The 15,967-nt window shown below is 62.1% G+C and carries 14 protein-coding genes; 4 read left to right on the forward strand and 10 right to left on the reverse strand.

Annotation, left to right across the window (positions count from 1 at the left end; all coding sequences use genetic code 11):
• Nucleotides 1–19: 19 nt before the first annotated feature.
• The 10 genes from GNZ12_RS29590 to GNZ12_RS29635 form a co-directional block, all read right to left on the reverse strand.
• Nucleotides 20–862 (reverse strand): tetratricopeptide repeat protein, encoded by an 843-nt coding sequence (locus GNZ12_RS29590; RefSeq protein ID WP_407947738.1) that lies wholly within the window; start codon nucleotides 860–862, stop codon nucleotides 20–22.
• Between the two features lie 4 nt (nucleotides 863–866).
• Nucleotides 867–1,862, reverse strand: coding sequence for a type II secretion system F family protein (locus GNZ12_RS29595; RefSeq protein WP_172315728.1), 996 nt, complete (start codon nucleotides 1,860–1,862; stop codon nucleotides 867–869).
• Nucleotides 1,863–1,864: 2 nt separating this feature from the next.
• Nucleotides 1,865–2,872: a type II secretion system F family protein gene (locus tag GNZ12_RS29600; protein ID WP_172315697.1), complete on the reverse strand. Its 1,008-nt coding sequence runs from the start codon at nucleotides 2,870–2,872 to the stop codon at nucleotides 1,865–1,867.
• Nucleotides 2,865–4,232 (reverse strand): CpaF family protein, encoded by a 1,368-nt coding sequence (locus tag GNZ12_RS29605; protein WP_172315698.1) that lies wholly within the window; start codon nucleotides 4,230–4,232, stop codon nucleotides 2,865–2,867. The genes GNZ12_RS29600 and GNZ12_RS29605 overlap by 8 nt, the downstream gene beginning before the upstream one ends.
• A 3-nt stretch (nucleotides 4,233–4,235) precedes the next feature.
• The gene (locus GNZ12_RS29610) at nucleotides 4,236–5,477 is read right to left on the reverse strand and encodes a fimbrial protein (RefSeq protein WP_172315699.1); all 1,242 of its coding nucleotides are present in this window, start codon (nucleotides 5,475–5,477) and stop codon (nucleotides 4,236–4,238) included.
• Between the two features lie 135 nt (nucleotides 5,478–5,612).
• A complete protein-coding gene (locus tag GNZ12_RS29615) occupies nucleotides 5,613–7,040 on the reverse strand; it encodes a type II and III secretion system protein family protein (RefSeq protein WP_172315700.1) in 1,428 nt (475 codons plus the stop codon).
• Between the two features lie 40 nt (nucleotides 7,041–7,080).
• A complete protein-coding gene (gene cpaB / locus GNZ12_RS29620) occupies nucleotides 7,081–8,010 on the reverse strand; it encodes a Flp pilus assembly protein CpaB (protein ID WP_172315701.1) in 930 nt (309 codons plus the stop codon).
• A 90-nt stretch (nucleotides 8,011–8,100) separates the two neighbouring features.
• The gene (locus GNZ12_RS29625) at nucleotides 8,101–8,598 is read right to left on the reverse strand and encodes a TadE/TadG family type IV pilus assembly protein (RefSeq protein WP_407947739.1); all 498 of its coding nucleotides are present in this window, start codon (nucleotides 8,596–8,598) and stop codon (nucleotides 8,101–8,103) included.
• Nucleotides 8,595–9,095 (reverse strand): A24 family peptidase, encoded by a 501-nt coding sequence (locus tag GNZ12_RS29630; RefSeq protein WP_172315702.1) that lies wholly within the window; start codon nucleotides 9,093–9,095, stop codon nucleotides 8,595–8,597. The genes GNZ12_RS29625 and GNZ12_RS29630 overlap by 4 nt, the downstream gene beginning before the upstream one ends.
• 148 nt (nucleotides 9,096–9,243) lie before the next feature.
• Complete coding sequence (locus tag GNZ12_RS29635) at nucleotides 9,244–9,417, reverse strand: Flp family type IVb pilin (protein ID WP_172315703.1); 174 nt, start codon at nucleotides 9,415–9,417, stop codon at nucleotides 9,244–9,246.
• A 658-nt stretch (nucleotides 9,418–10,075) separates the two neighbouring features.
• Between GNZ12_RS29635 and GNZ12_RS29640 the strand changes: the two genes are divergently transcribed.
• From GNZ12_RS29640 to GNZ12_RS29655, 4 genes are all read left to right on the forward strand, one after another.
• Nucleotides 10,076–11,545 (forward strand): collagen-like triple helix repeat-containing protein, encoded by a 1,470-nt coding sequence (locus tag GNZ12_RS29640; RefSeq protein ID WP_172315704.1) that lies wholly within the window; start codon nucleotides 10,076–10,078, stop codon nucleotides 11,543–11,545.
• A gap of 193 nt (nucleotides 11,546–11,738) precedes the next feature.
• Entirely contained in the window at nucleotides 11,739–13,244 is a 1,506-nt protein-coding gene (locus GNZ12_RS29645) for a collagen-like triple helix repeat-containing protein (RefSeq protein WP_172315705.1), read from the forward strand.
• Nucleotides 13,245–13,492: 248 nt separating this feature from the next.
• Nucleotides 13,493–15,202, forward strand: a complete 1,710-nt coding sequence (locus GNZ12_RS29650; protein ID WP_172315706.1) for a ShlB/FhaC/HecB family hemolysin secretion/activation protein — start codon at nucleotides 13,493–13,495, stop codon at nucleotides 15,200–15,202.
• 254 nt (nucleotides 15,203–15,456) lie between these two features.
• A complete protein-coding gene (locus GNZ12_RS29655; RefSeq protein WP_172315707.1) occupies nucleotides 15,457–15,942 on the forward strand; it encodes a DUF2147 domain-containing protein in 486 nt (161 codons plus the stop codon).
• Nucleotides 15,943–15,967 lie beyond the last annotated feature (25 nt).

Here is a 15,967-nt window from a genome sequence, read left to right on the forward strand (position 1 = left end):
TCTCCTGCCCGTCGGCCCGTTATTGTGCGAACCGCTGCAGCAAACGCGGCGCGGGTTCCATCATTCCCTGCGTGCTGGCGACAGTCCCTGGCTGAGCCCCTTGCGACCGCCCCGCTCCCTGTGCCTGTGCGCGTGCCGCGGCAACGACTTTGGCCGCTTCATTGCGGATCGCCGCACGCACGTCCAGCGAAAACTTCTGCTGATTCATCAACGCCTGCGACCGCTCCGTCTCTCCGTCGACGAGCAGATACAGAGCAATATTGCTGGCGACCTTCGGATTGTTCTGGTCAAGCTCCGCTGCTTTCATCAGCGGCACCCGGGCTCCACTGATATCGCCGGCACGCATGCGCGCGTAACCAAGATCCGACAGAACTGAGGCGTCTGTCGGCGCCAGTTGCGCCGCCTGCTGCAACTCGTCCGCAGCACGATTGAAATCACCGGATGCGCCTGCAATCAATCCCAAGCCACGATGCGCACGCGACGCGAGCGGCGTCTGCAGCAATCGTTCATACGCAGCCGCACTCGCCGCGGGTTGATCAGTCATACGCAGGGCATCAGCGCGCAACAGAATCGTGTCTGGCGTCACCCCATACTGCCTTTCATAGGCATCGATATGCGCGAGCGAGGCGAAGTACAGCCCTTGCGACTGCATGCGGTCGATCAGCCCGAGATACATACCCGGAGTGTCCGGCGCCGGATCACGATTGGCCTGCTGGATCAAAGCCTGACGCTCCGCCTGCGGGCCGACGCCATAGCCGAGATCTTTCGCGCACGCGGCAAGCAGCACGAGCGCAATACCGGAAGCGACGCACTGCGCCGCCCGTACAAAGCCATTCGACCTAACATTTAACGTCATTGCCATATCCCTACCGCTTCATCGCTTTCAGCGAATGTGACACCGACAGAACGCCGGGACCCGCTGTGACGATCATCAACGCCGGAAGCAAGGTCAAGATCATCACGCCAGTCATCTTCACCGTCATTCGTCCAATACGCTCGCGCAACATCGCGCGACGCGTTTCGCGTAGGCGATCGCCAAACTGCTTCAGCGGTTCTTGCACCGCTCCACCGTGCCGATCGACCTGAATCAGCAAACGCACCACAGCTTGCATATCCTCATTTTCGTAACTTGAAGCAAGCCGATGCAACGACTGCTCCCGGGTTCGACCGGCAGCAAATTGCCGCTGCGCAATCTCCAGTTCGCTGGAAAGTACGGGCAATATGCCGCGAAAATCGTTGACCATCACCTGGAGACTCTGATCCAGTGACAAGCCGACACCCTGGAGCAAGCGCAATAGATCGACCAACATCGGCAGTTCATCAACGACGCCCCGGCGGCGTGCCGCCGCGCGTCGGCTCAGCACGACCTTTGGAATCATGACGCCGCACACCATCGCGACAACCACCAGCATCACGTAGCGCTGCCCGTCGATACGACCGCTAGCAATCGTACCGACGAGCAGCGGCAGCACGATTGCGCCCGCGATCCGGGCAATCAGGAAAAGCCCGCGAGTACGCGCATCGACAAAGCCGCATTGCTCCAGCAGGCGGCGGTCCTCCTCCGCTACGATATGTCGGCCAATTGGCGTATCGAGCCAGCGGACACCGGTATGCACAAAGCGCTCAAACACTCCCCCCATGCCACTCGCAGGCGCGCTCGTACTCTGCTTGCCCTGAGCACCGTCTGTGCCGCGCGCCGCCGCTGCGACAGCGTTTTGCAGCGCGCGCTCGTCGAGTGCTTGCATGAGCATGCGGTCGCTCCGTCGCGCGGCCGCGATCCGCACGATCAGAAGTCCCGCGATCAGGAGCGAAGCCAGCGCCACGAGACCGAGCGCAAGCGCGATAAGGTAGTTCGGTTGCATTGTCATGATTTCAGCCGAGCCAACCGGTACAACAAATATGCGCCAAGCAGTTGTAGACCGAACGCGAGATACAGTATTTGCCGCCCGCTCGGATCGAACCACATCGATCCGAAATAGTTTGGGTTCGTCAGGATCAGAAACCCGCCAATCCCGACCGGCAACATACCGAGTACCCAGGACGACAAGCGCGTTTCCGATGACATCGCCACGAGCTCACGTTCGGCCTGTTCCAGATCACGCATGAACGACGACATCCGATCGAGCATCACGTCGGCCCGGCCGCCGTACTTGACAGACAGGCGTAACACCGCACCCACCAGTTCCAGCTCGCGAGCGCCATACAACAACGCAACGTGAGAGAGCGCACGATCGATCTCCACACCGGACCGCAGCATCCGTGAGACATGATCCAGGCATTCGCGCAGCGGGGCATCCGTGGTTTGCAATGCCGCCTGGAAAGCCGCCGGCACGCTGTTGCCGAGCGTAATCAGACGAACAATGCCATCAAGAAACGACGGCAATTGCCGAACGATTGCCTGACGGCGCTTGTTTGCGCGCATCGACAGCACGAAGTAGAGAAACACAAGGCATGCGAGGAGCGTCGCACCGGCTGCCAGTGCCCCCCCCTCATTTGCCGCAACGAGACACAACGCCAGCCCGATGCCTGCAACCATCAGTGCCAGCGTGCGGGATTTTCTCAGGCCCGCGCGATTCATCAGGGTTCCGAATGAATAGCTGATTCGTGCGTTGACGTACCGGAGATATTCATTCCAGTCCGCTCCGGGCGCCGGAGCCTGTGGTGAAAACGAAACCGTAGGCGTCATCCGGCGCGTAGTCGCGGCGCGGGATGAGGGCACGGACACCGCCGGCTGGCCAGCAGCCATCCGACTGTCGATGAAGCGCTCAGTACTCGCCTGGTCTTTGCGTAGTGCACCGCGCTGCAATATCAGCAGCGCACCTGCAGCGCACAGCAGCGCGAGCGCCGCAAAGACCATGACTGCGCTAGACATTGAAGCCCCCGCCGAAGCCACCGCTACCGGTGTCGAAGCCCCCTCCGCCGAAACCGCCAGCGTTCGTCGAACCGCCGAGCGCCTGCCGGAAGCGTGCCAGCTTGGGCGAATGCGGATGAATGCCGAGCGACACCCACTGATCTAGCTCTTCCCCATCCTGCGCCATCACAGGCTCATAGCGATAGAGTTCCTGAGTCGCGATAATGTTGTCGGAAAGCCCTGTCACCTCGGTGATGGACAAAATCCGCCGGCGCCCATTGGACAGGCGGCCGATCTGCACAATGAAATCGATCGCATTGGCGATCTGGCGGCGTAAGCTCGACTCGGTACCCTGAAATCCGGCGAACCCCGCCAGCATTTCCAGCCGGTAAAGACATTCACGCGGCGAACTGGCGTGTACTGTGCCCATCGAGCCGTCATGACCGGTGTTCATCGCCTGCAGCATTTCCAGCACTTCTCCGCCGCGCACTTCGCCGACGATGATCCGGTCCGGACGCATCCGCAAGGTATTGCGCAGCAGGTCGCGAATCGTCACGACACCCGCGCCGTCGAATCCACCTGGACGACTTTCGAGTCGCACCACATGCGGATGGTTGAGCGAAAGCTCGGCCGTGTCCTCGATCGTCACTACGCGTTCCGCTTCAGGGACGTGAAACGCTAGTGCGTTGAGCAACGACGTTTTTCCCGAACTCGTCCCGCCGGACACCAGCACGTTGCAGCGCGCGGCGACCGCCGCTTCGAGCAGCGCACCAATTTCCGGGTTGTACGTGCCGTTGCCTAGCAGATCGTCGGGGCGCAGCGGATCTTTACGGAACTTGCGGATCGATACAATTGGCCCGTCGATCGACAGCGGTTCGATCACCACGTTGACACGGCCGCCATTCGGCAAGCGCGCATCCACCATCGGATTCGATTCATCGAGACGACGGCCGATCGGTGCGAGAATACGCCGCACGATACGCAGCAAATGTGCGTTGTCGGCAAAGCGCACTTGAATTCTGGTCAGAATGCCGTGGCGCGACACGTACACGTCGTTGTAGCCGTTAATCAGAATGTCTTCAACGGCTGTATCGTTCAGCAGATCCTCAATGGGACCAAAGCCCGCCAGTTCCTTGGTGAGCGCCTCCGAGATCGAACGGACCTCGGCTTCGTTGATCGGGATTCTGCGCAGCCGGACAAAGCTGTCCATTTCCAGATCGACGAACTGGTTGATCGCGTTACGCGACCACCGGCCGAACTCGGAGCCCAGTTCCTCAATGCGAGTGAGCAGATGCTCGTGCGCCGCGTTCTTGATGTCCTGGAACTGCTGGCTTTGCGCGAACGATGGCACGTCGTCGGCGAATTCGATCTCTTTTACCATCGTCTATGACCGCTTGGTGGAGGTTGGAATAAGGCGCTTGAGAGCGCCAAGCGCGGACTTGCCTGTCAACTGCGTTGCTGCGCGGGCGGCGCCGCCAAGGCGTTCGATGAGAGGCTCAAGCGCACGCACATACGGGTCACGGGCTGCCGTTTCGACAAGGAGATGTCCTTGATTGGCACTCTGACCGAGTGCCACGCGCCGTTCAGGCAAAGTAGCAAGTAATGGAATTTCCAGGCGCTGGCCAATCTGGACGGCGCTCAGGCCGAGATCCGGATCAAACTTATTGACGATCAACCGCACATTGCCCAAATCGATGCCTTCTTCGCGCAACGAGTCGAGGACGCCGACCGCCGATACGATCGACGCTACCCCCTGGTCACACACCAGCCAGGTCTCGTCAGCCGACTGAACGACATGCGCGATGAACTCGCTACTGGAGAACCCTCCGAGATCGACGATCTGCTGGTCGAAGAAAGCACGCAAGCGATTCAGCAAACCGATCGACGACGAATACGACACTTCACGCATCTCAGCGAGATTCGGCGGCAGCGTGGTAAACGCGAGGCCGCTTGCATGATGCGAAAGCGCCGTGTGCACGAAGGTCTGATCGAAGCGGCGTAAATTGCGCACCGCTTCGACGAAATGAAATTCGCTGCGCGTGTTGAGCAACAACGTGCCGTCGCCGGCCGGCAAGCCAAGATCGAGCAACGCCGCCTGCCGACCCTGCTCGACGTCGCGCCGCTGCAACATGACCGCCAGATTCGCGGCGAGCGTGCTGACGCCCATGCCAATGCGCGCGCCCACTAGCGCCGTCACATGGCCGTGCCGGCTGACCGGCTCGACCAGATTGTCGATGACCTGGTGTGTAATGCGCAGCGCATCGGTAGCGGGAGCAGACAGATCGATAAAGTCGCGCACCCCGGCACGCAACGCGGCGATCGCGCTCTCCGGCTCGGCAAGCGACCCTATCGCAACGATTTGCAATCCCGGATAAGCTGCACGCACGGTGCTTGCGGCAGCACTCGCAGCGGCCGCTCGGCCGCCCGAAAAGTCGATGAATACCAGCGACGGGTTGAGCACCGCAATGCGCTGCGTAAGCGTCGCCGGATCAAGCGTCACCGCTTCAACCCGCCCTGCTGCAATCAGCGTTTCGACAAGCCAATTCACGTGCTCGTCAGCCAGTGACGCGAACACGAAGGAATCGGTGACAGCCCTTTCAGTCAATGAATGCGTTCTCGCGTTCATGTTGGACATCCTGTTGCGGCATTGGCCGAAGCGCCGCCGCCTTGTACTGCTCACCGCAACGCGTGACCTGCACCGCAGCGCAAGAGGCCTTGTCGCAGTGCCGGAGCGCGCCACATGCTGAATGCGCGCGCCTGCTCACTTCGAGAACCCCGGTACAGCATCCGGGGATGCGAACCCGCCGATCAACGCGCGCCACACCGGACCGTTGCGCTGCTCAGCCTGCTCGCCCGGAGTGGACGGCAGCGTTGCACCCTTCGCAAGCGGAGACACCAGATGGGGCGTCACGATAATCACCAGTTCCTTGTCGTTCTGCTGGTAGTTCAATTGCTTGAAGAACGCGCCGATGATCGGCAGATCGCCTAGCATTGGCACCTTTGAAACGTTCGAGATCGTTTCGCGATCGATCAGGCCGCCAATCACGAAGCTCTCGCCATCGCCGAGTTCGACTGTCGTGTCGGCGCGCCGGGTGGTGATCGCGGGAACCGACACACCGCTAATCGTCACGGCGTTCGTAAAATCGAGTTGACTCGCCTCGGGCGCCACTTTCAGCGCGATTCGCTGTGGGCTGAGCACGGTCGGCGTAAGCGTTAGGCCTACGCCGTAGGGTTTGTATTCGATCGACGTAGTACCCAGCCCTTGGGGAATCGGCACCGGGATCTCTCCACCGGCGAGAAAACTTGCGCTTTGCCCGGACAACGCAACGAGTGTCGGTTCTGCGAGGACCCGCGCCAGGTTGTTGGATTCCAGCAAACTTAGATCCGAAAAAATGCCGTGCGACGCTGAATTGAATACCAGATTGAAAGCAGAAGACAGCGGCGTCGCTAACGGCAACGTCGCTGAGGTGCTCGACGTCGGGGCGAATGTACCGAACGAAAATCCGTTGTTCTGCCGGAAAAAGTTAAAGCCCACCTGCTTGAGCACCGAGCGTGTGAACTCCACGACCCGCACGTCGACCTGCACCACCGGGCGCGTGACGACCGTCGACGTGTCGTACGTCGCGACACCTGCGCCAGCGTCGCCGCCAATCCCGCCCGCGTCGCCACCCTTACCGCTCGCACCGAGACCGGCGGCACCGCCGGTGCCACTGCCGCTGCCCTCGCGAGCCGCGCGCTGACGCGCTTCGATTTCCGCGGCCACGACTGCTCGCTGGTGCTTTTCCATGGTCGGCGTCGCGCCGGAAATCAGCGCAGTGTCGCCGAGCACTTTCACAGCAGGTATGTCAGGCCCGAGCAGCGTTCGCGAGGCTGCGGTAGTCACGTTGACCGTATAGGAAATCGGCACATCTTTACCCTGCTCCCACAGCATGATGCTGGTGGTGCCTGGTGATTTTCCGATCAACAGCACACCGCCCGTTTTGTCGCCTCTTACGATCAGCACATCAGCGACGGACGGGTCGCCGATCGCGACACGTCGTAAGGCGTGCCCGCTCGCGAGCGTTTGCTGTGAGCCGACAATGATGTCGAGATCCCGTGCGCCGGTGGCAGCATCGCTCACCGACGACACGGCGAGCGATGCTGCGCACAACATCGCCATGGTCCCGTATGCAAAAAAACGTTCTTTCATTTTGTTTTGGGCGCGCGTGGCCGCCTGCTCCCTGAAACTGCTATCGGGCGACCATTTCGGCGCGCCCACCCCGTATGACTTCAATCGCACCACTCGTATTTCCGGCAACCCTTGTCATGGGGGCTGCAATCCGTGGCGCTGCTAGTGTTCGGCCAACCGTGCTTCCTGCTGTGCCCGACAACGCATCAAGCGAAATGCCGGCGGCCGCACGAGTCGAATCTTTGAAAGGCTCGCCGCTGGCTTGCGTCGACGTCTTCAACACTGCCGGCAGCGCCGCGAATGCGCTCGTATCGACGACTTCCGTGTCGTTCGGATTACGCAACGCGAATACAAGACGACCGGAGGTCTCAGCGAGAGTCAACCGGTCCACGTCAGCGACGGGAACTGCAAGCACGGCAGTGCGCACCATTCCGTTCGGATCACCCGAATTGTCGTTGCCAGCCGTGGCATTACCGAAAGCCAACACTCGCAACTTCGAGATCAGGAGGCGCGCCTGCGTCCGATCGATCTCAGCATTGCCGCCCATGTTTCCGTCGCGCTTCAGTGTGAAGAAAACATCGACGAAATTGCCAGGTCGCAGCCGGTTACCGACCGCATTGGATTCGTCGACGCGCACAGCGATCGCACGCTCACCCGGTGCGATGCGCTCGGCAATCCCGGACGTCAGTTGAGCTTCCAGTACCGGCGTCTGCGCGCCGACATCCGCATTCGGAATACGGCCTACGAGCTGCGCGGGATCGGCGAAGGCACCGTTCGGATTGATCGGCAACGACTGAACGCGCAATCCGTCGGTCGTGATCGGCTGGCCGGCTGGCAGAAGGCGTGTTGCCACAACCACAGGAAAACTGGCTTGTGCAACCGATGCTGCCGGCATGGTAGTCGGCCTGCGCGAAAGCGTTACCGCGAAAATACCGAGTAACAAGGCCAATACAATCAGCGCGCCCGCAGCGATTTTGGTTAGTTTAGGCATGCTGACTCACTGAATAAGGCGATTGCGCCCACTGGCTTATGCACTCGGAAGAACGAAGCAGCGCGGTGCGACGAGGAGCAGGCGCGTAAGTCAAAGTATGTTCACCGGATTGAGTTGCACTGTTGCTGTACTGCTCAGGTTCTGTGGCAGCAAAAGACCGAGACCCGGCAAGGTCGGTATAAGCGGACTGGCCGCGTAGTTATAGGTCAACGTTACGGCGATACAGGTCATGGTGGAATCGTAGTTACACGTAGCTTGAGCGGTTTGGCAGGCGGCGCTCTGAATCATCGGTGCAACCATGTTAGTAGCCGTATTGCAAGCAGCGGTGGCACGTAAGCTAACCGCACCAGGCACACTGCTCGCCGACCGATAGTTCAACGCTGCGCGCGCGCCCTCCGCGGTCGCGAGCGTCAGGCTCTGTTGCGCAACGAAGATCATGCTGAACGTCACGATCACGTAAAAAATCGAAAAAAAGATCGGGAATACCAACGCGAATTCGATAGCGGTCGCGCCGCGTTGCCCATCTCTTCGGCAACTGAGAGGTCGAGCCCACTTGCGAGCGTTGCTTCGCGTCGAATACATGGTCATCGCGCGCTCCCGGCAACAAGCTGGGTCGCCAACCACACAATCGTCGGCACGGTCAGGCATGCAACAAACGGCGTGGCGCGCTTGCCGGCCAACGCGAATGTCGGCGCTCGACGCTGCAGCAATGACGCGAAACGGGTACGAGTCGCAATCAGCAACCAGACTGCGTGAGCGCCAGCCGCGAGACTCGCGACCGCCCACAACCCGAACAATGCGTGCACACCGCACCATGCACCGAGTACCGCGAACACTTTGACGTCGGCAGCGCCCATCACACCGATGGCAAAGAACGGCAGCAACGCGACCAGACCAACCACGGCGCCAACCGCAGCCTGCGTGATGGAAATGCCGAATGGATTCTGGCGCAGGAGTGCGCAAGCCAATGCCGCCACCAAACCGGTAACGATCATCGAATTCGAAATGCGCCGACTACGGCAGTCGCACACGGCGACCCACGCTGCCCACGCAACGAACAGAATTAGAGTGACGGACCCGTTCATATCAGCCTCGACAGGCGCAACAAAACGCATACGGACCATGACAACAGTCCGCACGCATCCTATCGGAAACGCCCCTGAATAATCACCAAGTCAGCCGAAATGCACGCCGGCTTTCTCAACAAATGATTGCAGGAGCCGTAGCGCTAGATTAGGCCGCTGCTGGCAACAGGGCGACAATAGAATTGAATGCCGCGTCCAACTGAAGGCCCAAGGTGTGCACCGTCCCGCCAATGACGACGACGATAAGGCCTGCGATCAACCCGTATTCCAGAGCGGTTACCGCCCGGTTATCTCTCAGGAAGCGAATGGCGAACTTTTTCATTTTTACCCTCGGACTTTCATTTATTTCGTTTGTTTACGTGCTACTTCAGATGACGGAGTCTTGAGCGCTGCGGACCATTGGTCTCTCATTCCTGGTCCTGCTTGTTGCGCCGCAGAAGCACCGCCTTGCAGCCGGCTTCAATAAAACAGATGTCGATGAGCTGTCTGTTCGATTACGCACCTCCCTCGTCAATCCTTGATGCTTTCGGGTTTTATAGCCGAACAATCATATTTAAGCAATTGTCCGCCGCCCTGAGCCCGACACCATATGCGTTTTTGTGTCGTACTCAGGTTAACGGCAGTTCGTGCGTTGCAGCACATAGGAATAACCATGAGTTAGATTCGCTGCACTAATTATTTGTTTGAACAGAACGTTTCAAGCGCGCGGGGCCCTCTCGTTGCGCCTGCGTTACGCCGTGTTTCGTAACGGCGCGTGTGACTCGTTACGTTACGCAGCCCTCGCAAACGTTTAGCGATTTAACCTTCGCACGATATATCCGGGTTAGCGGACGCTTCATCAATCAACCTCAAAGCCATATCACGTATGGCTTTACGCCCTTCAGAAAGAAAATACTTCGCATTGCTCAGTCGAAATGGCACGGCTCGTGCAGAGGTAGGCACGCAGCAACATCCAATAACACATGCGATTCGAGGGCGACATGAATATTCAAACGGCCAACACCACACTACGAACAACCCTGATTGCGGCCAGCGTGGCCGCAATGCTTTCTCTTGGTGCTTGCGGAGGCTCCGGAACCCTGAGTACCGGCACCGGCAGCAGCGGTAGCGGCTCCGCCGGCGGCGCAATTTCCACCACCAGCGGCAGCGGTTCGATGGGTTCGGGGGGATCCGGCAGCAGCACCAGCAGCAACGGCTCGGGAAGCGGCTCCGGTACGGGAACAGGAACAGGAACGGGTACGGGCACAGGAACGGGAACCGGCACGACCCCGGTCGCCAATGCACTCGGCACCGTAGTCGGCAACGGCGGCGGCGTGATCAGCGATGCCGGCTCGACGGTCTCGAGCATCGGCGCCGTGATCGGCTCGCAAACGCTGCCGGGCGTCAGCTCGCAAACCACGCAGGCCGCCGGCGGCATCGTGCAGCAAGGCGGCTCGGCGGTCTCGACGCTCGGCAACGGTGTATCGCAAGGGCTCGGCCAACTCGGCACCGGCAGCGACGCGGTCGGCACGACGGTCTCGAGCCTCGGTGGCGTGGTCAGTCATGTCGGTGGCGCGGTGACGGATGCAGGCAGCCTCGTGACGAGCCTCGGCAGCGGCCCGCTCGCGCCGTTGGCCGCCGTCACCACACCGCTCGGCGGCGTCGTCAATACGCTCGGCGGTGCAGTCACCAACGGTGGCAACACCCTCACCATCGCGCTCTCGACTGGGCCGGTGCAGCAAGTCACGCAAACGCTCAGCACTGCGATCACGCCGATTACGTCGATGGTCGCGGCGACCACGCAGACGGTCGGCAACACCACGGGCCTCGGCGCACCGCTGAACGGCCTGCTCTCGACCCTCGGCGGCGGTCTGGGCAAGGCCGGCTCGCTGATCAGCGCAACCGGCGGCAATCCGATCACGGCCGCTCTTGGCCATACGGTCACGGATACAGGCACCACGGTCGCATCGGTGGGCGGCCTGCTCACCGGCGGGACCGGCGGCAATCCGCTGGCACCGCTCACCAGCGCACTCGGCGGTCTGACGGGCGGCACCGGTGGTGGCCCGCTCGCTCCGCTGACCAGCGTACTCGGCGGCTTGACCGGCGGCACCAGCAGCGGCAGCAGCCCGCTCGCTCCGCTCACCAGCGTGCTCGGTGGCCTGACCGGCGGCACCGGCAGTGGCAGCAGCCCGCTCGCTCCGCTCACCAGCGTACTCGGTGGCTTGACCGGTGGCACCAGCAGCGGCAGCAGCCCGCTCGCACCGGTTACCGGCTTGCTGTCGAGCGTCACCGGCGCGCTCGGTGGCGTCACGACCACGGCGGCGGCCACGCCGACCACGACGACGACTTCGACCAGCTCGAGCCCCGGCCTGTCGCTGTCGAGCACCAGCGGCAAGGGAACGGGCAGCAGCCCGCTCGCCCCGGTGACGTCGCTCCTCGGCGGCCTGCTCGGCGGTATTTCGAAGAAGTAAGCAACGACGTCGCAGCCATCGAAAGAAGTGCAGTAACCGGCAACCCGGCGCCCGGAAGCCCGGAGTGCGGCCCGCCAGCCGCGCCCCGGCTCCGCCGGAACCCGGCTTGAATTGAGTCGCGCCGCTCAGACACCCGCTGCACCGGCGCACGGAAACAACGCACACGACACCTAAAAGACACTGAGGAGCACACATGTCCAACCAACGTTTTTTTACTCTCCATGCGGCGTGCGCGACCGTGTCGTCGTTGCGCGCACCGCTGATCGCCGTCGCGGCCGCCGGCTTGCTCGCGGCGTGTGGCGGCAACACCATCAGCTCGCCGCCGAGCGCATCCGGCAGCGGTAGCGCCGGCGGCGGCGGTTCGACCAGCGGCGGGCCGACCACCGCCACCTCCTCGAGCACCAACGGCGTTGCCACCGCCGCCGCAAAGACCACCAGCGACCTCGGCAACACGATCGCCTCGCAGACGATTCCGGGCCTCAGCCCGCAAGTCACGCAAGGTCTCGGCAACGCAGTATCGAGCACGAGCGGCACGCTGAACTCGCTCGCCAACGCGGTGAGCGGCGGCGTCGGGCAAATCGGCGTGACCTCCAATCCGGTCGGCACCACGGTCGCCGGACTCGGTTCAGTGGTCAGTTCGACGAGCGGTGTCGTGCAAGGTCTGAGCACCACGGTCGGCGGCCTCGGCACCGGCAATCTCGCGCCGCTGTCGCCGCTCACCACGCCGCTGGCAACCGTCCTCTCCACAACCGCCGGCGCACTGAACGCGGGTGGCGCGACGCTCGGCAATTCGCTGGCCTCCGCGCCGGTGCAGCAGATCACCCAGCCGATCGGCACCGCGATCACGCCGATCGTGCAGACCGTTGGACTCGTGACGCAGACGGTCGGTACACAGACCGGCCTCGGCGCGCCGGTAGGCGGCCTGCTCGCGCAAGTCGGCGGCGCTTTGAGCTCGGCCGGCTCGCAAGTCGGCGCGGCAACGAAGAACCCACTCGGCGCCGATGTCGGTACGCTGGTCGGCTCGCTCGGCAACACGGTGACGAACGCCGGCGGTCTCGTCAATCCGAACGGCCCGAATGGCGCGAATCCGATTCCCGGCCTGATTACGAGCCTCGTCGGCAGCACGAACGTGGCCGTCGTCAATGGCCCGCCTGCCAACGGCAACCCGTTCAGCCCGCTGCAAAACTCGCTCGCGAGTCTCGGGCTCGGCAACAACCCGATCGGCTCGCTGTCGACGCTGCTCGGCGGCACGCCGCTGGCCGGCCTGACTTCGGTGCTCGGCGCCACGCCCTTGAGTTCGCTGACTTCGGGGACGGGCGGCTCGCCGCTGGGTTCGCTGACTTCGGTGCTGGGTGGCACCCCCTTGAGCGCGCTGACCTCGGGGACGGGCGGCTCGCCGCTGGGTCCGCTGACGTCATTGCTGGGTGGCACGCCCTTGAGTTCGCTGACCTCGACGTTGGGTGGCAGCACGGGTAGCGCATCGAATCCGCTGTCGACGCTGACCGGCGCGCTCTCCGGCGTCACCAGCAGCGCATCGGGCAGCAGCAGCGGCAGCAACCCGCTCGCCCCCGTGACCGCTCTCGTCGGCCAGTTGACCGGCGCACTCAGTTCGGCGGCCGGTTCGACGAGCGGTTCGAGTAGTGCGACGGGCGGCTTGACGACCCTGCTTGGCGGCCTGGTGCCGGTGAGCCATAAGTAGTCCGCATAAGTCGCGCATCGATGCCGCGCGCATAACGCGTCCCATCAGACATTCCGTTACGCCGCGTGCGTCAGCAGTCCGCCTCATCACGTGCTCCGTGCTTTTGCAGCCAATGCTCAAGCTCGACGGAGCACGTGACGTAATACATATAAGCATGGCAGTATGCGTCGAGCCACACATAAGCGATCGCGACCAGCCCGGCCAGGCGGCGCGTCCGCAAGACAAGAACGGCATACGAGGAAAATCCGATGAAACTCGGGTACGGTAGTACATGGACCCTCCTGCTCGCGGCGATTGCGGCAAGCGGGATGCAGGTAGAAGCGCAAGCGCAGTCACGCCCGGCCAGCCCGTCAGTGGGCGGCAACCCGATGGATACGCTGCCGCAGATCAAGGCGCCCGACAAAGGCCCGAACGTGACCATGCAGGTCACGCCGCAAGCACCTCAACTTCAGGAACTGCTCGCCCGCCACCTGACGCCGTCAAAGATTCAGGTCGAGGGCGTGAAGTCCATTCCGTTCGACGAAGTCGCGCAGCGCTTCACACCTCTCGTCGGCAAAGACACCACCATCGGCGATCTGATCCAGGTCGCCAACGGCGTCACGAAGCTGTATCAGGATCGCGGCTATGCGCTATCGTTCGCGTTCATCCCCGCACAAACTTTCGAAGGCGGCGTGGTGCGCGTGACGGTGGTCGAAGGCTACGTGTCCACCGTCAAGGTGACGGGCAAACCCGGCGCGGTCGAAGACAAGATCCGAGCGATCGCCGACCACATCGTTGCCGACCGGCCGTTGCGGCGCGCCACCTTCGAGCGTTACATCAACGTGCTGGGTCTGTTGCCCGGCGTGAAAGTCGCGGCCAACGTGGCGCCCCCCCAAAATACCGACGGCGCCACGACGCTCGAGTTGAACGTGGACCGCAAACCGTTCGACCTCAGCACGGGTATCGACTTCAATCACCCCGGCGTGCAGGGCCTGTTGACGGCAACCGAAAACGGCCTGACCGCACTCGGCGAACAGTTGAGCGTGTCGGCCTTGCTACCGAAGGGCCGTGACAATGTCACCTATCTCGCCGCGCACGCCGCGGTACCGATCGGCAGCGATGGCCTGATGGGGAAGATCGACGCGTCGCACTATCGCGGCAATCCGGTCGACAATCCCGGCCTGCCCTCTTACGTCGCGCGCACGGTCATCAACGACAAGGTCGGCGGTTCACTGGCCTATCCGCTCCTGCTGAACAACAAGCAAAGCGTGATCGGCACCGCCTCGGTCTACGCCTCGCACGACGAAGATCGCTACAACAACCAGGACACCGGCGCGCAGATCGGCTTGCGCTCACAGGTGCGGGTGATGCAACTGCAGGCCGACTACGCCAGCGTGGAAACGGGTCAGGTGCGCCGCGCGAGTATCAATGTGGCGAAGGCATTCGATATCCTGGGCGCGTCGAAATCCGGCGACTCCAACGTGCCCGGCACAACGGTCACGAATCCGGCTTCGATCAACTTCGTGCGGACCGGCGCCAGCTTTTCGCAGACCAACGACTGGCCGCTGAAGATCGGCACCGCGGTTTCGTTGACCGGTCAGTACAGCGCCGTCTCGCTGCCGACCTCCGAACAGATCTCGTTCGGCGCACAACGTTTTGCGCAGGGCTATCAACCGGGCGAGGCATCGGGCGATTCGGGCTGGGGGGCCATGTTCGAAGTCAACCGGGGCTTTACGCCGGGCTTCACCTATCTGCGCACCTTCACACCGTACGTCTCGTTCGACATGGCGCGCGTGTATCTGCATGCGGGGACGCCCTCGCCGTCGAAGCTGTCATCGATTGCATTCGGCTTCCGGATCTCGGACGCGAAGTATTACAGCCTGGATTTGTCGGTGGCCAAGGCAATCGGCGACGCACCGGTGGAGAGCGCGTCGCGCAGCCCACGTATCAACGCGACATTCTCGTATCAACTGAACTGATACTCAAAAATGCCGCGTGCCGATTAGAGGTTCCACTATCAAACTCCGCGCGCATTTTCACGCGCACTTCACGTATTCTGCGCTGATGACGTGCGACTCGCGGCACCCTGGCCGCGAGTCGCAGACCGATGTAGCCGAAGTTGAACCTGAGGGGCACCACTAGGCATCACGGCGGCCGGCTGCTGAAGACTGCCCGAGATGCCCATAACGCCGCGCGACCATGATCGCGCCGTCTTTAATCAAGGAGGAAGACAATGATGCAATTCACTCAACGCGCGCGCACAATCGCGCTTCGCACAGCGAAACATGCCGCCCTCGCCGGTGTGCTGCTCGTCAGCGCCGTCACCGCGATGGCGCAGGCCGATTCCCCGGTCGGCATGTGGCAAACCATCGACGACAGCACCGGCCAACCCAAGGCGGTCGTGCAAATTGCACAGGACAGCAATGGCTCGCTGAGTGGCAAGGTGATCAAGGGACTCGGTGCAAACGATCATCCGGATCGCCGCTGCACTGAATGTACCGACGCGCGCAAGGACCAGTTGATTCTCGGTATGACGATCATCAACGATATGAAAAAGGACGGCGACGGCTGGGATCACGGGCAGATTCTCGACCCGGAAAACGGCAAGGTCTACAAGTGCAAAATGCACCTGGAAGACGGGGGGAACAAGCTGGTGGTACGCGGCTACATCGGCGTTTCGCTGTTGGGCCGCTCGCAGACGTGGGTTCGTCAGCAATAGTGGACGAGTCGTTCAGGCGCCAATG

The organism is Paraburkholderia solitsugae (assembly GCF_013177695.1).
GTDB lineage: Bacteria > Pseudomonadota > Gammaproteobacteria > Burkholderiales > Burkholderiaceae > Paraburkholderia > Paraburkholderia solitsugae.